The following is a 23,377-nucleotide window of genomic DNA, read 5'->3' on the forward strand; positions in this document are numbered from 1 at the left end:
TCCTCGCCCGACCGGGAGGCCGGGCGCAGCTTCACCGCCCAGGTGCACGAGCAGACCGAGCAGGGCGGTTGCGATCCTCGCCCGACCGGGAGGCCGGGCGCAGCTTGCCGAACGTGTACTGCATGAGGCCCGAGCAGTCGTTGCGATCCTCGCCCGACCGGGAGGCCGGGCGCAGCGCTGCAGCGCCGCCCCGAGGACGTTGGACACCGTACCGTTGCGATCCTCGCCCGACCGGGAGGCCGGGCGCAGCGGCCTCGGTCACGTCGAACGCGCCCGCATACAGGGGTTGCGATCCTCGCCCGACCGGGAGGCCGGGCGCAGCCAAAGCCCCGCCCGCCTTGCAGCGTTCGGGGCTAAGTTGCGATCCTCGCCCGACCGGGAGGCCGGGCGCAGCAGCGCGCGTTCCGACAGGTTGCCGACGCCGCGGCGGGCGTTGCGATCCTCGCCCGACCGGGAGGCCGGGCGCAGCCAGCCGGCGCGGACCGTCAGCTCCGCGACCTTGGAGTTGCGATCCTCGCCCGACCGGGAGGCCGGGCGCAGCGTCACCCGGTGCTCCAACAACTACGGGCACTACCAGTTCGTTGCGATCCTCGCCCGACCGGGAGGCCGGGCGCAGCATTCGGCCGGTCCGAAGAGCCGTGGCGCGACCCGGAGGTTGCGATCCTCGCCCGACCGGGAGGCCGGGCGCAGCCCCTGCGTCGTCGCCCTTCGGCTTCCGCTTCGAGCCGTTGCGATCCTCGCCCGACCGGGAGGCCGGGCGCAGCCGTGCACCGCCGGTCGATGCGCGGCGAGTCGGACCGTTGCGATCCTCGCCCGACCGGGAGGCCGGGCGCAGCCTTGGCCGGCTTCTTTCGCGATGTCGGCGACCCGGTCGTTGCGATCCTCGCCCGACCGGGAGGCCGGGCGCAGCCTCCCGGCGCACCGCGGAGTTCCGCGTCGACCTGGAGTTGCGATCCTCGCCCGACCGGGAGGCCGGGCGCAGCTCATCGCGTACGTGTTCAAGCCGGCCGGCTGGCCGAAGTTGCGATCCTCGCCCGACCGGGAGGCCGGGCGCAGCGGTCCCGGTCGGCCTGTGACGTCGCGGTGATGTCCCGGTTGCGATCCTCGCCCGACCGGGAGGCCGGGCGCAGCGATCCGGCCGACCGGCGGGCAGGGCTGGCCGTTGGGCGGTTGCGATCCTCGCCCGACCGGGAGGCCGGGCGCAGCCCCCGCTGCAGGGTGCCCGCCGGCGTGCAGTGCAGGTTGCGATCCTCGCCCGACCGGGAGGCCGGGCGCAGCGCCGGCTGCGTGCTGCGCGAGCTGCTGCAAGGTCGCATGGTTGCGATCCTCGCCCGACCGGGAGGCCGGGCGCAGCGGTGGGAGTAGGCACCGCAGTCAGCGTAGGCACAGTTGTTGCGATCCTCGCCCGACCGGGAGGCCGGGCGCAGCCCGCCGAACGGACCTGCGGCGGCCGGTACCACGGCAGGGAGTTGCGATCCTCGCCCGACCGGGAGGCCGGGCGCAGCTCGTCGGTCGCGGCGCTGCCGGCGCCGGCCTTGACGTTGCGATCCTCGCCCGACCGGGAGGCCGGGCGCAGCGTCAGGCGATCGAGGCGTCGATCGGCGACGCCATGCGGTTGCGATCCTCGCCCGACCGGGAGGCCGGGCGCAGCACCTTGAGGTAGTCGTCCCGGGCCTGGGTCGTCGCGTTGCGATCCTCGCCCGACCGGGAGGCCGGGCGCAGCGCCTCACCGACGCCCTCGGCGGCAGCGCCGTCTTCGCGTTGCGATCCTCGCCCGACCGGGAGGCCGGGCGCAGCTTCCTGCCGATCCCCGGCCGCGGCTTCTTGTTCGAGTTGCGATCCTCGCCCGACCGGGAGGCCGGGCGCAGCGATCCGGTACCGGCTTGCGTGAGATTCTCTGAGTCGGGTTGCGATCCTCGCCCGACCGGGAGGCCGGGCGCAGCCGCGCGCACGTCGGGCGGCACCAACTCATGGTGGATGGGTTGCGATCCTCGCCCGACCGGGAGGCCGGGCGCAGCTGCCGCGGTCGCGCAGGTGCCCGCCCCGGCGGTCACCACGTTGCGATCCTCGCCCGACCGGGAGGCCGGGCGCAGCTGGTTGGTTGCGTGTCCGACCACGACGACCGCTGAGGTTGCGATCCTCGCCCGACCGGGAGGCCGGGCGCAGCGCGTCGGTGTCTACACCGACAGCGTCACCATCAACTCGTTGCGATCCTCGCCCGACCGGGAGGCCGGGCGCAGCGCTCGGCAGCGGCGCGTCCTGGTCGAGGGGTTGGCGGTTGCGATCCTCGCCCGACCGGGAGGCCGGGCGCAGCACACGCGTTCGGCGGCGATCGCCGCGGTTCAGGCGGTTGCGATCCTCGCCCGACCGGGAGGCCGGGCGCAGCCAGTGCGTTGAGCCGGGCCGCGGCGAACGCTGACGTTGCGATCCTCGCCCGACCGGGAGGCCGGGCGCAGCGTGGGGCTCCACCCTCGGCGCCAACAGCCACTTCCAGTTGCGATCCTCGCCCGACCGGGAGGCCGGGCGCAGCGCGTGGCGGGGTGACGACAAGCGGTGGTGGCGTGGTGAGTTGCGATCCTCGCCCGACCGGGAGGCCGGGCGCAGCTTCTTCGTCACGACCGCGAGCCGGCCGAAATTCATCGTTGCGATCCTCGCCCGACCGGGAGGCCGGGCGCAGCCTGCCCGGGGTCATCGCTGACGCCGGCCTGAACGTGGGGTTGCGATCCTCGCCCGACCGGGAGGCCGGGCGCAGCCACCGACGGCACGGGCACCCGGGACCCGAAGCAGTTCGTTGCGATCCTCGCCCGACCGGGAGGCCGGGCGCAGCTAGGGGTCCGTTCGGATGCTGGCCTCCGGGTAGGTCCAGTTGCGATCCTCGCCCGACCGGGAGGCCGGGCGCAGCCGTTCAGGACGGCGTGCGCGCCCACGCCGAGGCTCACGTTGCGATCCTCGCCCGACCGGGAGGCCGGGCGCAGCGGTTCACGAACAGTAAAAATAGCTATGCAACGATTGCCTCACCCAATCTCGACATTGGATTTGCAGGGTTCTGTCCGAATTTTCGGTTCGGAACCTGCGGCAATCGCATGTGTGCCTACGGTTCCTAGATCACTAGCGGGCCGCGCGGATCGATGGCGCGGGGTCTGCCGAGATGTTCGACTTCGTCGAGCGCGTTGGCGGGGAGTCGGTAGATCCGAACGCTGTCTTGCAGGGGGTCGATGGCGGCATGTAACGCGGCGACGAGGCGGATCTTGTCAACGTCTCGGCAGACGACTTCGAACACTGATTTCTGTACGCGGTGCCCGTACGCTTCGCAGATCTTCGCGACGTTGCGTAGCCGGCGTTGGCCTTGCGGGGTGACGGTTTCGACGTCGTAGGTGACCAGGAGGTCCACGGTCAGTTCACCGTCCACGGCTGGTAGGTGTCCAGATCGCCTCGTAGGTGACGGGCGAGGAGCCGGGCTTGGACCAGTGGTAACAGCGCTGCGGGGACATCTCGGTTGAGTTGGGCGTGGCGCCAGTTTCGCTGACGGCTCTGTTGCCATGCCTGCAGCACGGTCTTGCGACCCAGGTCGGTCAGTCGGTATCCGCTGTTCGGTAACTGTTCGAAGTCGTTCCGGGCGACCTCGCGGCGGTTGAGCATGGTGATTGCGAGCCGGTCGGTGAGCAGCGGCCGGAACTCTTCCATCAGGTCCAGCGCGAGCGCCGGCTTGCCCGGACGTACGCCGTGGAGGAAGCCGATATACGGGTCCAGGCCGACCTGCTCCAGTGCGCCCTGGACGGAAACCCGGAGCATCCCGTACAGAAAGGACAGTAGGCAGTTGAGTGGATCGGTCGGGGGACGCTTCGTTCGTCCTGACGCGTTCCATTCGCTGCTGTTGGTCAGTAGGTAGGGCATTGCGGCGAAGTAGTCGCGGGCGGCGATGCCCTCGACGCCGAGCACTTCGTTGGCGCTCGCCACGTTGCTGAGCAACGCGAGCCGTTCGGCCATGAGTTCCGCGCTGGCGCGCAAGGCCGTCTGCCGGTGACCAGAGGTGTCTCGGGCCGCGCGCAGCAGCACCTGGCGGGAGTTGTGTATTTTGCCAGCGATCATGGAAACGGCGAGTTGTAGCCGCTGGTCGACAGCGTCGGCGGCCCGATGCTGGGCTTGGCGCAGCAGTGGATTGCCGCTGATCGGGCCGACGATCCGGGCCCGGAAACGGCCGCTACCGGTCAGCCAGCTCACGGATCGACCATCGTCTGCGCAGCGGAGGAGCAGATCGTCGGTGGGGGTGACGCCGGTGAAGAGCACCAGGTGGTCGAGGCGGACGAGCGGCAGCAGGCGGCGTCCGGTCTGGTCGGGGTGGAACACCCGTACTGTGTCGCCGTCGAGGTGGAGGCTGGTGCCCGGGGTCTGTACGTAGAGGGTGTTGAGTAGTTCAGTCACTCCACGGTCCCAGTGGTCGCGGGGTCAACAGGTCAGGTTCGACGCGCCGACGTCGGTCGGTCAGCTCGGGCAGGCAGTCCTCGCGTAGCGAGCACCTGCGGCAGCGGGCGTCGTTTCGTGCCGCCGGCAGTGTCGCGGCGGCCAGGATTTCGCGTATGGCGGCGGTGGCATGGACTACCCGGTCCAGCAGGACAGGGGTGATCGGTACGGGGTGCCGCCGTCGTTCGGTGACCGAGTAGATGTGGCCGGTCGGTACGTCGAAGCCGGCCTCGATCAGGCAGAGCGCCTGTCCCGCGAGTTGCAACTCGGCTGGGCCGCCGGGCTGGTGGCGGCCGACCTTGTACTCGACGGGCGTGGCGGTGCGGTTCTCGAACTCGACGACGTCGCAGATGCCACGCAGGCCGTGGATGTCGCTCCAGACCGGCAACGATCGGATCGTGGTGAGGCCTCGGCGGCGTTGGATGCCGGGCAGGTCGACGACGGTGTGGCTGAGGTCGCCGCGGACCGTTTCGGCGTTCTCGGACCAGACGCCGTCGACATGGATCAGGGCTGTCTGCCGGTGGCAGTAGTCGTAGTGTTCCAGGGCGGACAGCGGCACCTCGCGGAGGCCGCTGTCCGCCTCTGAGTATTCGGTCACGGCCAGAGGTCGACCAGTTTGGTGAGTTCGACGCCGTCGGGTAGCGGTGCGCCGGCCCAGGTCCGTGTGTAGTCGGTGTGGGCGCGGGGGGGCTTGTCGGGGTTGGTGCGGGCGAGGGTGAGTCGCTGGGTGAGGCTGGCGGACGCCGCGACGCCGAGGGCGTCGGGGTGGCTGAACACGTACAGTCCGCAGAGTTTCATCTCGCCGCGGGTGGCGGCGCGGTCGTGGTCGAACATCATGCTGATGGCCTGCCAGAGTGCGGCGAGGTCCTCGCTGGTCACCCCGGTTTTGCCTGCGCGAGGCGCGGAGAAGAACGCGTGTGCGCGGTACAGGCCGTATGGGACGGTCCATTTGGAGCCGATCTCGGTGCGTTCGCCTTTGTCGACGTCTTCCTGGCGGGTCTGGGTGACCCGGGTGATGGTGTGGTCGGTCGGCAGGATGGGGTCGATGCTGCGGGCGAAGGTCAGCTGGAGCGGGCCGCGGACCTGGCCGGCGCCGCCGCCCTTGCCGGTGCTGAGCACGGCGCCGAACATGCGGATGTCGAAGTAGTGCTGGCAGAGCCACTGCTGCGCGTCGTCGGCCTTGCCGGGGTTGGCGGTGAGAGCGGCTTGGATGCGGGTGTTCAGGGCGTGGCCGGCCTCGACGAAGATGCCGTAGCGGGGGTCGTCGCCGCGCAGCAGTGACACGGTGTCGCGGATCTTGCGTTTGATCGCGACGTCGGTGACGAGGCCCTGCCCGGTCTCGTCGTCGGTGCGTGGCTGGTTGCCCGCGTCGGGGTCGCCGTTGGGGTTGCCGTCGGCGACGTCGAAGAGCAGCACGGCGTCGTGGCGGCGGGTCGGGTCCAGGTGGGCGGCGGTCATGCGTCGTCTCCTTCGTCGGGCGTCGGTGCCTGCTCGTCGGGCTCCGGGGGCAGGTCGGTCTGCTGTCGCTTGGCGGCTGCTGCGTTGCGTTCGGCGCGCATGGCGGCGCGTTGCTGGTGGTAGCCGAGGATGAACTGGGCCTTGCCGGTCAGCACGGCGCTGGCGGGGATCGTGTCGAGCTGGGCGAAGAGGTCGTCGAGGCGGTGCTCGTACGCGGCCGCCCAGCCTGGTCGGCGCAGCGGCCCGCGGAGGCGTTTGAGCCAGGCGGTGACGTTGCGCCGGCCGGAGACCAGCACGACCTGCGGGTTGTCGACGGCCCGGGCGAAGTAGCGCTCGGCGAAGGTGGTGTTCAGGTTCTGGTCGGCGATCCTGGATACGGTGCGTTGCAGGTCGTCCATGACCGCGAAGATCCGGCCGGAGATGTAGGCCGGCGGTGCGTTGTTGTCCACATTCAAGGTCGGCGTCAGCCTTTCTCGGTCGGGGTCGGGCAGTCCTGGGTGGCGGCGTAGCCCGAGCCGGATCAGGGCGGCGCGGGCGGCGTCGAGCCGGCCGTCGGCGCGGATCCGGTTGATGACGTGGTTGAGCAGCTTCGGTGGCAATGGCCGGTGCAGCACAGCTGCGCCGAGGAGACCTTGGAAGAGGTCTGGTGGGCGGTCCTCGCCGGAGGCGCCGAACTTCATCCAGGTGCCGTTGGCGCCGTTGCGGCCGGGCTGCCAGCGGCCGGCCGCGCGGGCGAGCTGGGTGATGCGGGGGTGGACGGTTTCGCCGGTCCACTGATCGGCGATCTCGCAGTCGAGGAACCAGGCGGCGATGTTGTCCTGGATGGTGGCCAGTGGCTGTTCGACCCAGTCGCGGACCACGACGCGGGCGACGTTCCCGCCGACCGTCACCGAGCAGTACGTCGACAGGTCATCGACGCTGCTCGTCGAGCCTGTCACCGGTCTGGCGATCAGGTGCTGGATGGCGGCTTCGTCGGGCTGGTCGAGCGTGGCCCACGGGTCGAACGTGGATCCGCCCAGGACCCACCAGGCCAGCCGGGCGTTCTGCCCGGACAGGGTGGTGCTGTGCCGGGGGTCGGCGAGCAGCCCGGTGAGCGCCGACATGAACTTCAGGCCGCAGTCGGCGCAGATCGGCGTGTGGATCAGGAACTTCTGCAGGTCGTAGCCGTGCACCGCCTCGTTGACGCTGACCAGTGACGCGCCCTGGGTGGCGCCGGGCAGCAAGCGCCGCGGGATCTGCTGCGGGATCGTCTTCAGCAGCGGCTGCGTCAGGCCGCAGACCAGGCAGCGGCCGGTGTGCCCGGAGCTCTTGCGGTCCCCGGCCACCGTGGCCCAGAAGCGCCTCGCCGCGCCGGATTCAGCCGCGTGGGTCCCGGCCACCCGGAACCCGATCAGGTCACCGCGGCTCCAGCCGTCCGGCGATTGCAGCGCCTGATGGTGGCCGTTGCGGTAGAACGCGTCGATGGCCTGCGCGGGGCTGTCCGGCTCGGCTGCCGCCCATTGCCTGACCAGGTCACGGAAGGCGTCATGCTGTTTCGCCACCCGATCGGGCTTCGCACCCTCGGAGGGCCAGCCGAACAGGTACTCGGCGTTGTCGACCGCGAGCGCGGGCGCGATCCCGACGGTACGGGTCACCGCTGGGACGAGGCGGGCAGTGCCGAATCTGCGTTGCGGGTCGGACCGGTCGGCGGTGTCGGTGAACCCGCCGTCTGGGGTGCCGTCCTCGTTGATGTCGAGGGTCCACCGGACCGGTTTGTAGGCGTAGAACGGCGGGATGAACTCGCCGCTGGTGTCGGCGTACTCAACGAGGCGTTGCAGCAGCACTACACCACCTGGCCTTCTGGCAGCGCCAGCTCGATCCCGCGTTCCGGCACGTACAACACCCCGGCCTCGACCCGGGCGGCGAACCACTCCATCCGCGGCTGCCCACCTTGGCCGTCCCGCCGGATCGAGTGCAGCATGATGCCGACCTCCTCGTTGACCGTCACGCAGCGCGGCGTGTCATCCGGCCAGCCGAAGTCGGCGCTGAACTCCCGCGTACCGAGGTACGGGCGCTGGAAGCAGGCACCCTTACGCACCCGCCGGCGCAACTGGTCCCGATACGCGGCAACCGGCTTGTCGGCATGCGCGGCAAGATCGATGTGGGCATGGATCCGGTACGCCACGTCCCGCAGACAGACCGCGTTGCGCTGATCCCGCCTCGCCGCCGTATCCACCCGCCGAGCGCCCTTGATCGCTTCAGCCAGCGGCGCCACATCCGAGGTTTCGTTGCGCCTGACCGTGAACTGCCGGACCGGCTTGAGCACCTCGACCGCCACGATCTGATAGCGGATTTCCGGCTTCCAGAAGATCGACTCCAACACACCGACAGCGGCGGACGGCGTCATCACCGGATAACTGACCCGCTCCACCTTCAACTCAGGCCGTGAGAAGAGCGCGGACTCCCCGCTCACCTGCACCACCACCGGAAGATCTCCGTCAGGGCTACGACGCAGAACCAGCCCATTGACCACGTCCGTCGTCACGACACGGGTACCTCCAATCAAGACCAACAACAAGAACCACAGATCGCACGGGTCATGCCCGTCCGGAGCGGCTGACCCTCAGTCGACGCCAAGCATCCACGATGGGTACGACACTTTTTGACATCGAACTCCTGATCATCGATTCGGAAGATCAGGATTGACCGAGTCACCTCGGCGATACCCGGTCATCGGACAGCGGGGCGAGGCGGTGCTTTTAGTCAGCCAGGCAGGGGAATTCCAGTCAAGCATTCCCGCGGCCAATTCGGGCGGACCGATCGGTGTGGGCCGGGCGGCGCCCGGCCCACACCGATCTGCTTCCTGCGGCGCTCGCCCCAGCTTCCATGTTGCGATCCTCGCCACGTCAACGTGACGTGACGCAGCGTCCAGCCCGAACGCTGGAAGTCAGCATCGACCCAAGTGGACCATGCGGGTTCCGGCCCGACCGGGCTGCATTTCGGCAGCCTACCACGGTTCAAACTTCATGGAAGCTGGCGCTATCGCGATCACTACGTTGAGTATGCGATGGTTCCCCCGTCACACAGCATCAGCGAAAGCCGATCCTGGTGGAAGCCGCCACGTATGGGACGGCCCGCCGCTCGAACAGCGGACCGCCGGGTTCCCCATTAGTCGATAGCCGAAGGGAACTGGATGTCGGCAGTTCGGAGAACTAACTCTCAGCGACGTCGGTCGCAGTATGACGCCGGACCCCCGCAGCGCTTACCGCTACGTTGGGCAGTCATTCTGGGTCTCAGCACGGTGCTGGGTGTATCGGTAGGAGCCGCTCAGGGTCTGGCAGCTGGCGTAGTGGCAGCCATCTTCGCGATCGGCGCATTGCATTCATTCTTGGCGTGATCAGGCGCCGGTCAACGCTGCACCCACCACGCAGATGTTCAATCTACAGAACGAAGTCCTCGAGTCTGGGATCGAAGTCGATACCGGTGCGACGGTCATATTCGCCACACCACTCGACCAGTGCACCTCGGCGGACATCAGTACCGAGGATCGGCCGCAGCAACGCACTGACACCTGCGATCCGTAACGCGCTCGGGTGAATGGTCGTGGTGTACGGCTGCAGCAGACGTAGTTTGGCAAGGTCCGGCACAGGATCACGCCGCAGCTGGTCGATGAGGGCTTGGACTTCCTGCTGCCGCTCGGGTGTCTCGGCGCCTTGCGGTGTGACGACGGAAATGCCGTCGTCGTCGATCATCCGGAATGCCAGTCTCGCGTCGCGTCGTCCGGTGCCGGCATCGAGCGGGCCGTCGGCGACGGTCTGGAACGCCCACAGGTCGCGAGCCTGCTGGATGCGCTGGCCGACGTGGTGGCTGTCGGCGAGGTTCAACGCGTCGTACACGTCGCTGTAGTAGCGCGGCAGGACGGTCGGGTCGTCCGGGTTGCTCTTGCCCGGGCCGAAGTGCCGGCTCGTGCAGTCGACCAGCGTCTTGTACGCCGGCGGCTGTCCGCCGTCAGCGGGCGCGAAGATGACCACCCGCCCGCTGGCGAGCAGTCCTTCCCGGTTGGCTCGGCCGGCCGCCTGCAGCAGCGAGTCGGCGGGAGCCAGCGCACGGAACACCGCGGGGAAGTCGACGTCCACACCCGCTTCGATGAGCTGGGTCGCTGCGAGCAGGACCCGTTCGCCGTCGCGGAGCCGCCGCCGTACCTGCGTGAGCACCCGCTGCCGATGCTCCGGGCACATGCGGGTGGACAGGTGCCAAGCCACGCCCTCGGTTTCGGTGTCGCGCCACCGATCGAACACCGTCTTCGCATCAGCGGTCGTGTTGGTCACCACCAGGCCGCAGCCGCCGGCCGCCGCCTGCTCAGCGATGCCGGCCAGGGTCGGTTTCGGCTCGATCTGCCACTCGAACCGGACCCGCCGCAGGTCGTTGACCAGCTTCGGGGTGTCCTGAATCAGATCGGTACAGGCAACGTCGCTGAACTCGTCCAACGCCCAGAACTCCGGCTGCGTCGCCGAGCACAGCAGCACGGTCGTCCCGAAATGCTGCACCAGCACCCGGAGCCCGTCGAGGATCGGCGCCAGCATCTGATGCGGCAACGCCTGCACCTCATCTAGCACGATCACCGAATTCGCGAGCCGGTGCACCCGACGCATCGCCGCAGGCTTCCGCCCGAACAACGACTCGAACAGCCGCACGAACGTCGTGACCACGAACGGCGCATCCCAGTTCTCCGCAGCCAGACGCGCCCAGCGACCCGCCTGCCCGTCATCGAAGTTCGCCTGACTGTGATGCTCCAGCACCACCGGCGCCCGGCCCGGCTCGTCCAGCATCCGCCGGTACACGCCCGCGTTTTGCTCGGTGATCGTCAGGAACGGCACCGCCACGATAACCCGACGCTTGGCATGCGTTGCGGCATGCCGCAACGCGAACCCCGCACCGGACAGCGTCTTCCCCGCACCGGTCGGCGCACCCAACCGGAACACACCAGGCGGCCGATCGGCTGCAGCGACACAGTCGGCGTAGACCCGCTCACGCAACGAATCGACCGGCGCGGCGCCCCGCCCGGCCAGGTCCTCGCCCCGGCGCCGCTCGAACAGCCGGTAGAGATGATCGAAGTCGGCGTCCCCACCGACCCGCGGCGCCGGCAGTCCCTGAAAATGCGCACCGGTGTCGAGGCTGTCAGCATCCACCAGAGCGCTGAAGCACAACCGCGCTGCGATTTCTCCCACCCGGGTGTCCTGCCGCCACACCTGCGGAACCAGCCCTCCGAGAGCCGCCGGCAGATCCGGCAACAACCAGGGCAACTCCCGCTCCGCAGACGCGACGGTGGCCGCATTCTTGACCAGTCGGCCCTTCATCTCCGCGTTCAGAGTCTTGGCGTCGATCAGTCCACCGTGATGGCCGTAAACGGCGACCGCCAGAGCACCCAACCCACGCTCAACCGCGATCCGAGCACCCAACGCCTTATGGTCAATTCCCACTGGTCGATCGGTACCGGCAACCGCCGCGAGTTTCGTCTGCCAGTCACAGCCGGCCTTGCCCACATCGTGCAACGCACCCAGCCAGTACGCCACATCACCGCCACCAAATTCCACCGCAAACCGCCTGGCCAACTCGGCCGTCCCACGCAAATGCTCCGGCAACCCATGCCAACGACCACTACCCGGAGCGGGACTATGCGCCCACAAGAGCGACCCAGACACACGAAACCCTTCCCGAGGCCCGATGCCCTGGCGCAGCGCGCGACCTAGCAGGCGCGGACATAATACGGGCAACGATGTGATCCTCACCCCGGGCGGAAGGCCAGGCGCAGCAGGCGCGGGTGCCGTAGATCCACAGCTCGACCGTGGCATTGCGACCCTCACCCAGCCGGGAGGCCGGGCGCAGCAGGCCGTCGTACTCGCCTTTAACGTCGGTGACGTGGTTGCGATCCTCGCCGGCCGGGAGGCCGGGCGCCGCTCGGCGTCGAGGTTGTGGACCTCGGCGTACGCCTCCTCGTTGCGATCCTCGCCCGGTCGGGAGGCCGGGCGCAGCGTGCCAGCGCGCCGACACGTACTGCGCCACCGCCAGGTTGTGATCCTCGCCCAGCCGGGAGTCCGGGCGCAGCGGCCGGGCCTTCACGGCTTCACCGCCAGGATGACCTGGTTGCGATCCTCGCCCAGCCGGGAGGCCGGGCGCAGCGTGGTCCCAGGCGTCAGGCTCGGTGGAGTAGGTGACGTCGTTGCGATCCTCGCCCAGCCGGGAGGCCGGGCGCAGCCTTTCCCGCCGGGCGGGCCCCCACTGGCCACCCGGGCGTTGCGATCCTCGCCCAGCCGGGAGGCCGGGCGCAGCAGGACGGCGTGGTTGACGGCATCGCTGACCTGTTCGTTGCGATCCTCGCCCAGCCGGGAGGCCGGGCGCAGCCTTGTCCGAGAACTGGTCCAGCAGGGTGAACGGCAAGGAGTTGCGATCCTCGCCCAGCCGGGAGGCCGGGCGCAGCGGCGGGGACGGCCGTGAAAGTGCCGCTGCACGTTCGGGTTGCGATCCTCGCCCAGCCGGGAGGCCGGGCGCAGCCCTCGATCGCTGCCCGCTCCCGCCGGGCCTCGGAGTTGCGATCCTCGCCCAGCCGGGAGGCCGGGCGCAGCGCGGCGGCGGCGGTACCGTCCCGTACTTCTACGGGACGTTGCGATCCTCGCCCAGCCGGGAGGCCGGGCGCAGCGGTAAAGACGTCTCCGTGGTTCGGGAGCAGACGAACGGGTTGCGATCCTCGCCCAGCCGGGAGGCCGGGCGCAGCGTGCCCTTCGTCCACAGGTCCGCTTCGATCTGACGGGCGTTGCGATCCTCGCCCAGCCGGGAGGCCGGGCGCAGCGACGGGGGAGCATAGCCCGCGCCGCGCGCTGCTCATCGTTGCGATCCTCGCCCAGCCGGGAGGCCGGGCGCAGCGGGCGACTCGCGCCTGCTCGGTGACGTCCTCGGCGGTGTTGCGATCGTCGCCCAGCCGGGAGGCCGGGCGCAGCTCGGTCGGCGGGAGCGGCTCCTCACGGCCGTCGTTGTTGCGATCCTCGCCCAGCCGGGAGGCCGGGCGCAGCGCGAGTAGGGGAGTCGAACCCCTGTCTCCGCGCTGAGTTGCGATCCTCGCCCAGCCGGGAGGCCGGGCGCAGCGTTGGCCCACGATCGGCTCATGCGGAATCCTTCCAGGCGTTGCGATCCTCGCCCAGCCGGGAGGCCGGGCGCAGCGCGTAGAAGACAAGATCGATAAGGTCGAGGACCTGGTGTTGCGATCCTCGCCCAGCCGGGAGGCCGGGCGCAGCCTTGGAGGAGATGACGACATGCTGACCTCAGAAGAGTTGCGATCCTCGCCCAGCCGGGAGGCCGGGCGCAGCGGCGCGGTAGTCGTCGAGGCAGACGCGCTGCGTGGCGGTGTTGCGATCCTCGCCCAGCCGGGAGGCCGGGCGCAGCAAGACCGTCAAGTCCATTGACGTCGCCGCGTCAGCCAGTTGCGATCCTCGCCCAGCCGGGAGGCCGGGCGCAGCCATGGCGTCACCGCAACCACGCCGTGGGGCATGTGGAGTTGCGATCCTCGCCCAGCCGGGAGGCCGGGCGCAGCGACCTTCGACGTGCCGTTCGGCACCACCGCAATCCCGTTGCGATCCTCGCCCAGCCGGGAGGCCGGGCGCAGCCATGAGTGACATCATTGATGCGCACTGCGCATGGCTGTTGCGATCCTCGCCCAGCCGGGAGGCCGGGCGCAGCGCTTTCCGAGCAGTACAAATAGATGAACAGCGACAGTCTCAGCGCCAGATCAAGGTCGGATTTGCAGAGCTCTGTCCGGATCTATGAGTTCGGAACCTGCAGCCAATCGTACGTGTGCCTACGGTTCCTAGATCGCGTGAGGGTCGCCCGGAAACGTCGTTTCGTAGCTTGAACGGCGGTCATGCGTCTGTTGACTGTCGCAGCCGGAACTCGTACCAGTCCTGTGCGGCCGTCATGATGTGTTTGGTCCACGGGTCTGGGCGGTCGCCGCTAATCTCGGTCCAGAGTCGTGTGTTGGCGGCTGCGAACGCGTTGAGTCCTGCGGTGCTGGTGGTTTGCCATGATGGGATCTGAGCGGCGTGTTGTTCGGCGGATGCTGGGGTGTGTCCGGCGGCGATGAGCCAGATCGTCCAGTAGGCGGTGTCGAGCCAGGGTGCGCCTCGGGTGGCCCAGCCCCAGTCCACGATCCGGGTGTCGTCGCCGATGATGAGGTTGCTGGGGTTCCAGTCGGTGTGCAGCAGGGTGTTACCCGCGAAGTGCTGGAGGTCGTCGTCGTGGGTGACGTAGGCGGCCAGGCGTTGGGTTGCGTCGCGTAGCTCGATCGGCGGTGCCGGGAGTTCACCGATGCGGCGGATGAGGTCGGCGACCTTGGGCAGGTCGGCGGAGCCCGGCCGGTAGTCGGCGTGGTGGCCGGGCAGGGCCTCGAAGATGAGGATGTGCCATCCGCTGGTCACGGTGTGGGCGGTCAGTGCAGGGGCGAGGAAGCGCACGTATGGGGCGACGTCGGCCTCGCGCTGCTGTGTCCAGACCCTGCGATGGTCGCTCGGTAGCGCCTTCACGAAGTATGTCCCGGTTGCGGTGTGGAGCTTCGCCGCGACGGCGCTGTTCCAGCCCTCCGAGGTCGCTTCGGTGGACGCGATGGGTCCTGTCGTCGCTTCGATCGCCGCGAGCGCCGCTGGTGGGAGGTTCTCGTACGGGATGCGGGTGGTTGACACGGTTGTTCCTCAAAGGGAGCGGTGCCGTGGGCGGCGCCGCCATGGCTCGGCAGCCGCCCACGGCCCCTGACGTCTAGGTCCGGGGGTCAGCGGTAGGGGTTGTCGTCGCCGCAGCCAGGCTGGTTGGTGCGGGTGAGTGCCTCGACGTCGGCGATGATGACGATGCTGGTGGGCTCGGCGGCGCGGCTGGCGAACACGGGGGTGGTGCTGGTCGGTGCCGGGCGCCGGGTGATCTGGACAGCGGTGACGGTCATGCTGGGTTCCTCTCGCTGTGCTGACAGTAGTTTTGCAGTGGTGCCTTCGCCGCCTGGTACACGCGGGCCATGGGTCGGCATACCCGGCAGGTGGAGGAGAGCGTGCAGCCGCTGCATCCTCCGGTGCGAAGCATTTGGGCGTCTGCGATTCGGGGCAGGCGCAGCAGTCCTTCGGGGCCTTCTGCGGTCAGGTCGATGGGGTGGTCGCGGCCGACTTTGCACATCGTGGCGAGGCCGTGCGGGTCGACGTGGAACGACGTGTGCCCGGCGGGGCAGCCGGCGAAGACGGCGCTTTTGTCGAGGTGGCCCGGCGCCTGCGTGTCGAGGGTTGCGCCGTTGCCGGTGTAGGTCGGGGAGATGGATCCGTACTCGTTGCGGGGCACGCCGATCTCGTCGATCAGCGCGCGCATGTCGTCGAGTTCGGCGACGTTGTGTCTGGTGATGATGATCGTCACCTGGACGGGCAGGCCGGCGGCTGCTGCGGCCTGCACGCCGCGGTACATGTTCGTGAACGCGCCTCGGGTCTGGGTGAGGGCGTCGGCGGTGTCGGGGCTCGCCCCGTACATCGAGACGGTGATCTTGTGCGGGCGGCGGGCGGTGAACATGGCGAGGTGGTCGCGGCGGGCGAGGCGCGAGCCGTTGGTGAGGATCTCGAGCATCATCCCGGCGTCGTGGGCGTGTTCGTAGGCGGGTGGGAAGTCGGGGTCGATGAGGGGTTCACCGCCGGTGATCTGCAACCAGAGCACGCCCATGTCCCGCAGCATGTCGATCAACGCCAGCTTCCCGTCCAGCGGCAGCCCGCCGAACGGTCGTTGTTCGAGGTAGCAGTGTTCGCAGGCGAAGTTGCAGCCTTTGTTGATCTCCCACGAGGCGCGGCTGTAGGTGACCGGTGCGGTGGAGCGGTGCCGTACCGCCACGACGCTGCCGGTCGGGCGTCCGGTGAGGTCGATCTGCCATGCTTGCTGTGCAGCGGCAGCGAACCACGAGGGCACCGGCTGCCCGTGCGTCGCCGCCACGGCGAGTTCCTCGTAGTTCGCCCGGGGAAGCTGCATCCCTGCCTGCGCACCGGGTCGTACGGCGAGGTAGATGTCGTCCTGCGGGCTGACGATCACGTGCATCTGTGCCCCTTTCGGTCCTTCGCCTCGAAGCGGCTTGGTGTGCCGTGAGAGCGGCTCAGCGGCGGATGGAACGCAACAACATGGAACGCAACGACGTTGGGCTCCGGCTGTGATCGACGTTCGCGGGAGTGCCCGCACGTCTGTCCGCGCAGCTCGTCCGACGACGGGCCATACACCTCATGGCAGCCTCGCCACCGCGACGTCGAACGCCGCGTGCTCGGCGGGTGCCTCGGGTTTCGGGTCCTCGTCCGGATGCCAGTCGACGACCGATACGAGGCCCGGCTCGACGAGGTCCAGGCTGCTGACGAACTGTGCGATCTCGTCGCGGGTCCGGGCGCGGAACGTTCCGTGCCCGGCCGCTGGTTGGGCGAGGGCGGTGAGGTTGCGGGTTGTGTCTTCGGGCAGCGGGTCGAACGTGACGTGCGACAGGGCGAGGAAGCTGCCGGGTGGTAGCCGTTCGATGAGGGTGTTGACCGCTGTGTAGGGCTGGTCGGTGTCGTCGAGGAAGTGCAGCACTGCCACCAGCAGCAGCCCGATCGGCTGTCCGAAGTCGAGGGTGGTGCGTGCCTGTGGGCTGTCCAGGATCGTTGCCGGGTTGCGCAGGTCTGCCCGTAGGTAGCCGATGGCGTCGGGTTCGGGGCTGGTCAGGAGGGCGCGGGCGTGGGCGACGACCACCGGATCGTTGTCCACATACAGCACCCGGCTGTCCGGGTTGATGGCGCGGGCGGCTTCGTGCACGTTGGGTGCGGTGGGGTAGCCGGTGCCGACGTCGAGGAACTGGCGTACCCCGGCCCGCGCCAGCCACCGCACGGCGCGGATCAGGAACCGCCGGTTCTCCTGGGCGGCGGTGCGGATGTGCGGGAACGTCCGGGCGAGTTCGTCGGCCGAGGCTCGGTCGGCGGCGAAGTTGTCCTTGCCGCCGAGCAGATAGTCGTAGCGGCGGGCTGGGTGCGGTCGGGTGATGTCGACGCCGAGCCGGTCCAGGTCGACCGGGAGCTCCGGCACGCCGGCTTGCCTCGCGGTCATCGTCTTCCCGTCGGCGCGCGGGGGTCGCGGCGCGGTCATGCGGGTGCTCCAGTGAGCCGGTCACTGAGCATCCGGTGCACGATTGCGGCGATCTGTGCGTCGTGCTGCTCACACGTCCCGTCCGGGTGGTAGTCGGCGGCGTCGTGCCGCTCGCGGCGTTGCACGATGGCAGCATTGGCGAGCTGCCAGCGACGCTCCCGATCGTCGGCCTGCGGGCCGGTGTCAGGTTCGGCGGTGTAATGCCGGATGGCGGTGTCGAGCGTGTCTGTGGCCTGCTGGTGGCGGTGGCAGTCGCCGTGCAACGCCCCGACCCCGACGCCGACGAGGAGGGCGGCGAACCGTTCCTCAGCGATGGCCGGGTTGTAGTGGCGCTGTGCGTCGGTCCAGGCGGTGACCGCCTCGGCGGCGGCTTCGTCACAGCGGCCGGCCGCCTGCAGCGCGTCGGCGAGGTCGACGCGGGCGGTGATGGCGTCGGCGGTGCCGAGGGTGGCCACCTGATGGTCGAGGACTTCGCGGGCGATCTGGATCGCTTCGGGATGCGCGCCGCAAAGGCCCGCGGCGCGCGCCACGGTCCGGCTCGCGCTGATCCACTTCAGTCGGTGGGGGTCCAGTTCGTCCGCCGCGCGGCGCGCGTATCGACCCCAGGCCAGCACCAAGGGCCGTGCTGCTGCGGCGTGGACAGGGTCGCTGCTGGCGTTGGCAGTGAACGCGGCGCTGTCGCAGTAGAGCAGCGCGAGCCCGGACAATGCCTCGGACGCCGGGCTGCTGTCGGGGTCGACGGTGGCGAGGTGTCCACCGATAGTGGTGGCGACCTCTCCGAACTGTCCTTCCTCGTAGCGGGGTGTGATGGTGCGCAGGAGATGCCGGTGCGGGATGTCGTTGGCGACGGCGAACTCGTCGCGGCACCTCTGGTCGGCGCACCCGGCGTAGGGGTGATACGTGCGGGCGTGCTCGGCCATCACCGTCAGGCCCTGGCCGTACAGCGTCAGCAGGGTGGCGTTATCGCCGTCGTCGAACGCCGAGATGTCGATGGGGTGGGCTACAGGGTGCTCGCTGTGGCGGTGGCAGCCGTCGAACAGCAGATCGGCCCGGACCATGGCGATCATCCCGGCGAGGGTGCTGCGGGTCTGCTGTGCCCACCAGGCGGTGACGGCCGCGTCAGCGGCGGCGAGCGCCTCATCGCAGCGCCCTTGCTGGTAACGCTCCTCCGCGATGGCCATGCGGCAGGTGACGGCGCTGTCAGGGTCGAGGCGATCGGTGAACGCGGCCAGGTGCCGCCACGCCTGGTCTGCATCGAGCGGACGGCCGAGCCGCTGGAACGTGCCGGCGGCTTCGCGGGTCCTGCTGAGCGCTTGCGACCAGTCCAGGCCGGTGATCTGGAGGGCGGCTTCGTGGGCGTACCGTGCCCAGTCCAGCGGCGACACGGTGCATCCATCGGGGTTGAGGTCGGCGACCGCCGCGTATCGGCTGGCGACGTTGATGAGGACCGGGTGCGGTGCCGCGCTGGCCGGGTCGTACCCGGTCAGGAGCAGGCCGAGGAGCCGGGCTGTCATCGCTCGCTGCCGTTCGGCGGGCGGGGTGCTGTCGGTCGGGTCCTGCACGGGGCAGTCAGCGCGGTCGCAGACGGCGGCGGCGTGGACGCGGGCGGTGTGCTGCACGCCGATGCCGGTGTGCTGCCCGACGCTGTCCAGGACCTCGTCCACCACGTTGCCGGCGTCCAGGTCGGTCACCCGGATCCGGGCCGCGACGGTCTCGGCCTGATCGTGACGGTGACAGATCTCCAGACCGAACAGGATCGGCAGAGTCCGGACGAGGCCGATGACGCTGGTCTCGGGGTGGCGCGCATACCGCTCGGTGAGCGCGGTGAGCACGTCGCGGCTGGCGTCGTCGCAGCACCGGTCGTGTTCCCCGACGGCGAGGAGGATACGGCGGTCCACGACGTCGTCGATGTCGCCGCGGGCGAAGGCGACGTCGATACCTTCCCGAGCGGCGGTGAACGCCTCGTCGTGGCGTTCGAGCCGGTGCAGGGCGCTGGCGTAGGCGTCGGTGCTGGCCTGCCGTCGGTCGAGGTCCGGGGTGTTGCCGGGCAGGGCGCGGCTGGCGTCGTAGGCGTAGCGTGCCCACGCTAGTCGCGCCGGGTACGTGGCCGGGTCCTCGCCGGTGAGGTGGACCCAGAGGACAGCGGCGTCGATCAGCCGCCGGTCCGGTGCCGCACCGACCGGCGGCACCGGCGGCAACGCCTTCTCCAGCAGCGTTCGGGCCTCCGCCGTCCGGCCTTCGTCCAGCAGCCTGCCAGCACGGCTCACAGCGGCGCGGCGGGCGTCCAGGCGAAGGATCCGGGACTTGCCAGGACGGCGGTTCATCGCAGGACCTCCAGACGATCAGACGCCGCAACCGGCGTGGACAGCGGTTCCCGCCCAGTCGTGCAGGCGGGATGTGGGCATGTCGCCGGGCTCATCGCACGAGGTCCCGCCAGACAGCGCCGCGATCGGCGGGATGCAGCGGTCCGCTCGGCGCCTGCGGCTGCTCGCCGCTGAGGCGCTGCGGGGTGGGACGGTTGGGGTCGAGGACGGTGTCGCCGCCCGTGCGCGGGGGTGGACACCGCAGAGGAAGGGTCACTGCTGGCTGCCTCGTCTAGTTCCGGTGCGTGCATGGTCAAGTTGCTTGCTGGTGATCGCTACCAACGGTCGGGACCTCGGCGGTGCGCGTGGTGCCTACGACGTGCGCCGCTTGCGGCGGTAGCCGCCGCCTTTCGGCCGGAACTGCACCTTCGCCTTCGTCAGCACCAGGTGGGCCGTGCCGTAGGAGCACCCCATCGCGCTGGCAATTTGGCGCACTGACTGCCCTTGCTGGAGGTAGCGGCGCTGCATCTCGTCGCGGACCTGCGCGGTCCTCCAGTCCGGCTTCCCGCCCGTGGTAACGGACTGGGCAGCGCCGTTGCTGTTGCTCATGTCGGGTCCATTCGAGGTATGCGACGGGCAGTGCGCGAGACGTCGAGGTGGTTGCGGGGTGGCCCGGTGCCTGGGGAGACGCGGTCGGGGCCACCCCGCAGGGCAGCGGCTCGCCCCCGGCGGTGAAAGGGGTTGACGCCGCTGCCCGGCCGCCCCGTCCCGGGCCGGACGCAGACTGGCCCGGGACGTGCACACACCGCCTGCTGCGAGGCCGGTCATCCGTACACCGGTACCGCCGTTTCGGCGATCAGGTCTTCGGTGGCGGTCAGGATCTGGTGGACTACCGGGTGGAACTCCTCGACCCGAGCGCACATATGTCGGAGCAGGTCCCGCAGGTCGGGCCGGTCGAGGTACAGCGGCTCCGTGAGGTTCAGGGCCTGGATCAGCCCGCCGAGCGCGTCGGTCTGCGGGTCGGGTTGGGTATTGCCGGTCAGGACGCTGCCCAACCGGCCGCGTACCCGGGCGATGTTCGCCGGGTCGGTCGGCGGGTACAGGCGTCGTCCACGACCCAGACCACGCTTGATCACCTCGCGGGCGAGATCCCCGGCGTACAGGCCGGCGGTGGTGCGTTGGTAGGCGTGCACGGCGAGGGCGCGGATCGCGTCCCGCACCGTCAGTGACCGTTGCCGTTCGGACACCGATCTGACCCGACCGCCGCCGAGCGCGGTGATCGCCCAGTCCGCAACAGGGTCACCGGATACGTCCGGGTTGATGACGATGATCTGTGGGCCGACCATGCGGAGCCGTTCCAGCGGCTGGAGCTGCTGGGCGTGGCTGGGCCGCCACAAGGGCCGGAGGAGATGATCGACGAGGATCGCCGCAGCCAGGGCAACGGCAAGGGTACCGACGTGGGCGAGAGGCTCACCGGCCTCGGAATGGGTCAGGAAGAACAACTCCACCCGCAGCGGCTGCCGCAGGTTCGGCGGTGGCGCCTCACCGATCGGATAACTCGTCATGTCGGGTCACCACATCGCCCCGGCGAGGGCACGCAACTGCTGGTGCACGCCTCCGTAGCCCGTCGCGCCGCGCAGTACGGCGGTGTCGATCGCGGCGTGCATCGTGTAGTTCGGGTCGCACACGTTGCCCGGCGCCGCGCGCCCGGCCTGCGAGACGAGCTGGTACGCGTCCAGGATGTCTAGGCCGGTCAGTTCCACGACCCACGTGACGAGGTCGTGTTGGCTGATGCGGTAGGCGTCCTCGAGCGGCCGGGCCGCGCCGACAGACATCAGCTGGTGGTCGGTCTCGATCCTCGGCCACGGCGTAGCGGTACCTTTGATGACATCGACCGCCAAGGTGACCCGCATCGCGCACTCGACCCCGCAGACCTCGCCCTGGCCCTGGCGGGCGTGCCCATCCCCGAACGCCAGCAGCGCGCCGGGCACGTTGACGCCAAGGTAGAGGGTGGTCCCGGCCCGCAGCTCCGGCACGTCGAGATTCCCGCCGTGAGCGTCTGGAACGATCGACAAGCGAGTCTCCCCGCCCGCCGGCGCGACCCCGACCGTGCCGAGCATCGGATCGAGCGGCAGCTCAGCCGTGAAATCCGAGCGGCGGGCGTGGTAGCGGAGCACACCGGCGTGCCGGTCGATGTCGTACTGCCAGACCCGCTCCTCCAAGGGCGGGTGCAGCATCGCCGTGGTGCGCGTCGCGGTCAGGGCGCCGAAGTGCGGGAACGTCGCCGACATCCCCCAGTCCCGCGCCGGGTCCAACGTGATGAGGTGCACGGCGAGGGTGTCACCCGGTTCCGCGCCCTGGACGTAGAACGGGCCGGTGACCGGGTTGAACTGCTCGCACACCTTCGATGGGAGGTCGTCCACGGTCAGCACGGCACCGCTGAAGCAGTCCTCGGTGGTCGTGCGCAGGACCTGCCCGGGGCGGAGCATCGTCACCGGTTCCGCGCCACCGAAGGTGTACAGGGTCGGCTCGTCCTGTGCGTAGTCCACGACGCTGATCGCCTCGGTCATGGCCGGCCGTCCCCGTTGAGACCGGACAACGTCGGACGGCGACCGGCGGCGTACAGGCCGATCAGGACGACGGCGCCGACACCGATCCAGACGAACCCGAGCTGCTGGGCGGCGATATTGGCGTTGATGACGACGTAGCCGAGGATCGCGAACCCGGCCGCCGGGACGAACAGATGTGACCAGAGGTTCCGGGACCGTTTCCGGATCAGGTAGTGCCAGACGACGGCGACGTGCAGCACGAGGAACGCCGACAGCGCGCCGAAGTTGATCAGCGAGGAGAGCAGTGCGATGCCGTCGGCGCGCCAGGCCATGTACAGGCCGATCGCCACCGACAGCACCCCGGTGAGGGTGATCGCGTTCGCCGGGACACCGTGCCGGACTGAGATCTTGCGGAGGAACGTGGGGAGCTGCCGGTCCCGGGCCATGGCGAACAACAACCGGGACGTGGCGACCTGCGCGACGAGCGAGTTGGCGACACCCCAGGCGATGGCGGTCGCGACCGCGCACAGCGTCGCCAGCCACGCCCCACCCGCCTGCCGGGCGGCGTCGTAGAACGCGACACCATCCGGGTCGCCGTTGGCCAGGAGACCGGCCGGGTCGGGGACGAGGAGCGCCGCGACCCACGTCTGCACGATGAACAGCACGCCGGCGAGGGCGAGCGCGGCGGCCATCGCTCGACCGATCTGGCTCGGGCCGCCCTTGTTCTCCTCAGCCAGCATCGAGATGCCATCGAAACCCAGAAAGCTCAGGACCGCGATCGACACGGCGCCGAACACCAGCGGCCACGTGAAGGTACTGCTGTTGAACAACGGCTCCCACGAAAACCCCCGACCGCGGCCCTCCAACAGCGCGTTCACACCGATGCCGAGGAAGACCGCCAGGACGATGAGTTCACCGACCAACATGACCCTGGTGATCAGGGCGGTCATCCGGATACCGAAGAGGTTGACGGCCGTGTTGAACACGACGAAGCCGAGCAGCCACGTCCACACTGGTACCGCCGGGACGGTGGCGTGCATCGCGACCGCCGCGATCAGGTACAGCAGGCTCGGCACGAGGAGGTAGTCCAGCAGGATCGCCCACCCGGCGAGGAACCCGACCGGCGCGCCGATGCCCCTCCCGGCGTAGTTGTAGACCGACCCTGCGAGGGGGAACGCCTTCACCATCTGGGCGTAGGAGGCGGCGGTGAACACCATCGCCACCATCCCGATCAGATAGGCGAGCGCGACCATGCCGCCGGAGCCGTTGTACACCGACCCGAAGATCCCCATGGGCGCGATCGGCACCATGAAGACCAGGCCGTAGAAGACCAGGTCACGCAGCCCCAACGTCCGCCGAAGCCCTGGCTCATTCCCCGTCGCTGCCGCCGGTCCCGGCCTGCCGTACTCGACTGGTAGACGCTGTCTGGCACTCATCGCTGTCGTCCTCCCCATTGGTGAACAT

The 23,377-nt window shown here is 69.6% G+C and carries 16 protein-coding genes and 2 CRISPR repeat arrays (1 of these 18 cut by a window edge); all 16 genes read right to left on the reverse strand.

Annotated features, from left to right (window positions below; all coding sequences use genetic code 11):
• A CRISPR array of direct repeats spans window positions 1-2,976; the repeat unit is 37 nt; unit sequence GTTGCGATCCTCGCCCGACCGGGAGGCCGGGCGCAGC; it begins 2,090 nt to the left of the window's first position.
• Window positions 2,977-3,100: 124 nt separating this feature from the next.
• The 16 genes from cas2 to OHA72_RS07275 all read right to left on the reverse strand — a co-directional run bounded on the left by cas2 (window position 3,101) and on the right by OHA72_RS07275 (window position 23,223).
• A complete protein-coding gene (cas2, locus tag OHA72_RS07200; protein ID WP_327007064.1) occupies window positions 3,101-3,409 on the reverse strand; it encodes a CRISPR-associated endonuclease Cas2 in 309 nt (102 codons plus the stop codon).
• Window positions 3,394-4,422: a type I-C CRISPR-associated endonuclease Cas1c gene (cas1c, locus tag OHA72_RS07205; RefSeq protein WP_327007065.1), complete on the reverse strand. Its 1,029-nt coding sequence runs from the start codon at window positions 4,420-4,422 to the stop codon at window positions 3,394-3,396. Before cas1c ends, cas2 begins: the two co-directional genes overlap by 16 nt.
• Window positions 4,415-5,059: a CRISPR-associated protein Cas4 gene (gene cas4, locus OHA72_RS07210; RefSeq protein ID WP_327007066.1), complete on the reverse strand. Its 645-nt coding sequence runs from the start codon at window positions 5,057-5,059 to the stop codon at window positions 4,415-4,417. Before cas4 ends, cas1c begins: the two co-directional genes overlap by 8 nt.
• Window positions 5,056-5,919: a type I-C CRISPR-associated protein Cas7/Csd2 gene (gene cas7c / locus OHA72_RS07215; RefSeq protein WP_327007067.1), complete on the reverse strand. Its 864-nt coding sequence runs from the start codon at window positions 5,917-5,919 to the stop codon at window positions 5,056-5,058. Before cas7c ends, cas4 begins: the two co-directional genes overlap by 4 nt.
• Window positions 5,916-7,742 carry a type I-C CRISPR-associated protein Cas8c/Csd1 gene (cas8c, locus tag OHA72_RS07220; protein WP_327007068.1) on the reverse strand — a complete coding sequence of 609 codons (1,827 nt, stop codon included), beginning with the start codon at window positions 7,740-7,742 and terminating at the stop codon, window positions 5,916-5,918. Before cas8c ends, cas7c begins: the two co-directional genes overlap by 4 nt.
• Window positions 7,742-8,431, reverse strand: a complete 690-nt coding sequence (gene cas5c, locus OHA72_RS07225; protein WP_327011487.1) for a type I-C CRISPR-associated protein Cas5c — start codon at window positions 8,429-8,431, stop codon at window positions 7,742-7,744. Before cas5c ends, cas8c begins: the two co-directional genes overlap by 1 nt.
• Before the next feature lie 907 nt (window positions 8,432-9,338).
• A complete protein-coding gene (gene cas3, locus OHA72_RS07230; protein ID WP_327007069.1) occupies window positions 9,339-11,600 on the reverse strand; it encodes a CRISPR-associated helicase Cas3' in 2,262 nt (753 codons plus the stop codon).
• A 294-nt stretch (window positions 11,601-11,894) separates the two neighbouring features.
• A CRISPR array of direct repeats spans window positions 11,895-13,629; the repeat unit is 37 nt; unit sequence GTTGCGATCCTCGCCCAGCCGGGAGGCCGGGCGCAGC.
• 179 nt (window positions 13,630-13,808) lie between these two features.
• Window positions 13,809-14,624: a phosphotransferase gene (locus tag OHA72_RS07235; RefSeq protein ID WP_327007070.1), complete on the reverse strand. Its 816-nt coding sequence runs from the start codon at window positions 14,622-14,624 to the stop codon at window positions 13,809-13,811.
• 86 nt (window positions 14,625-14,710) lie between these two features.
• Complete coding sequence (locus tag OHA72_RS07240; protein WP_327007071.1) at window positions 14,711-14,878, reverse strand: hypothetical protein; 168 nt, start codon at window positions 14,876-14,878, stop codon at window positions 14,711-14,713.
• On the reverse strand, window positions 14,875-15,996 hold the full coding sequence (locus OHA72_RS07245) for a radical SAM protein (RefSeq protein ID WP_327007072.1): 1,122 nt from the start codon (window positions 15,994-15,996) through the stop codon (window positions 14,875-14,877). Before OHA72_RS07245 ends, OHA72_RS07240 begins: the two co-directional genes overlap by 4 nt.
• 177 nt (window positions 15,997-16,173) lie before the next feature.
• Window positions 16,174-17,022 (reverse strand): SAM-dependent methyltransferase, encoded by an 849-nt coding sequence (locus OHA72_RS07250; protein ID WP_327007073.1) that lies wholly within the window; start codon window positions 17,020-17,022, stop codon window positions 16,174-16,176.
• A 35-nt stretch (window positions 17,023-17,057) separates the two neighbouring features.
• Window positions 17,058-19,385, reverse strand: coding sequence for a hypothetical protein (locus tag OHA72_RS07255; RefSeq protein WP_327007074.1), 2,328 nt, complete (start codon window positions 19,383-19,385; stop codon window positions 17,058-17,060).
• 351 nt (window positions 19,386-19,736) lie between these two features.
• Window positions 19,737-19,973, reverse strand: coding sequence for a helix-turn-helix domain-containing protein (locus OHA72_RS07260; protein ID WP_327007075.1), 237 nt, complete (start codon window positions 19,971-19,973; stop codon window positions 19,737-19,739).
• Between the two features lie 215 nt (window positions 19,974-20,188).
• The gene (locus OHA72_RS07265) at window positions 20,189-20,929 is read right to left on the reverse strand and encodes a GOLPH3/VPS74 family protein (protein ID WP_327007076.1); all 741 of its coding nucleotides are present in this window, start codon (window positions 20,927-20,929) and stop codon (window positions 20,189-20,191) included.
• A 6-nt stretch (window positions 20,930-20,935) separates the two neighbouring features.
• On the reverse strand, window positions 20,936-21,934 hold the full coding sequence (locus OHA72_RS07270) for an acetamidase/formamidase family protein (protein ID WP_327007077.1): 999 nt from the start codon (window positions 21,932-21,934) through the stop codon (window positions 20,936-20,938).
• A complete protein-coding gene (locus OHA72_RS07275) occupies window positions 21,931-23,223 on the reverse strand; it encodes an APC family permease (RefSeq protein ID WP_327011488.1) in 1,293 nt (430 codons plus the stop codon). Before OHA72_RS07275 ends, OHA72_RS07270 begins: the two co-directional genes overlap by 4 nt.
• Window positions 23,224-23,377: the final 154 nt, after the last annotated feature.

This window comes from Dactylosporangium sp. NBC_01737 (assembly GCF_035963215.1).
In the GTDB taxonomy this organism is placed as follows: Bacteria; Actinomycetota; Actinomycetes; order Mycobacteriales; family Micromonosporaceae; genus Dactylosporangium.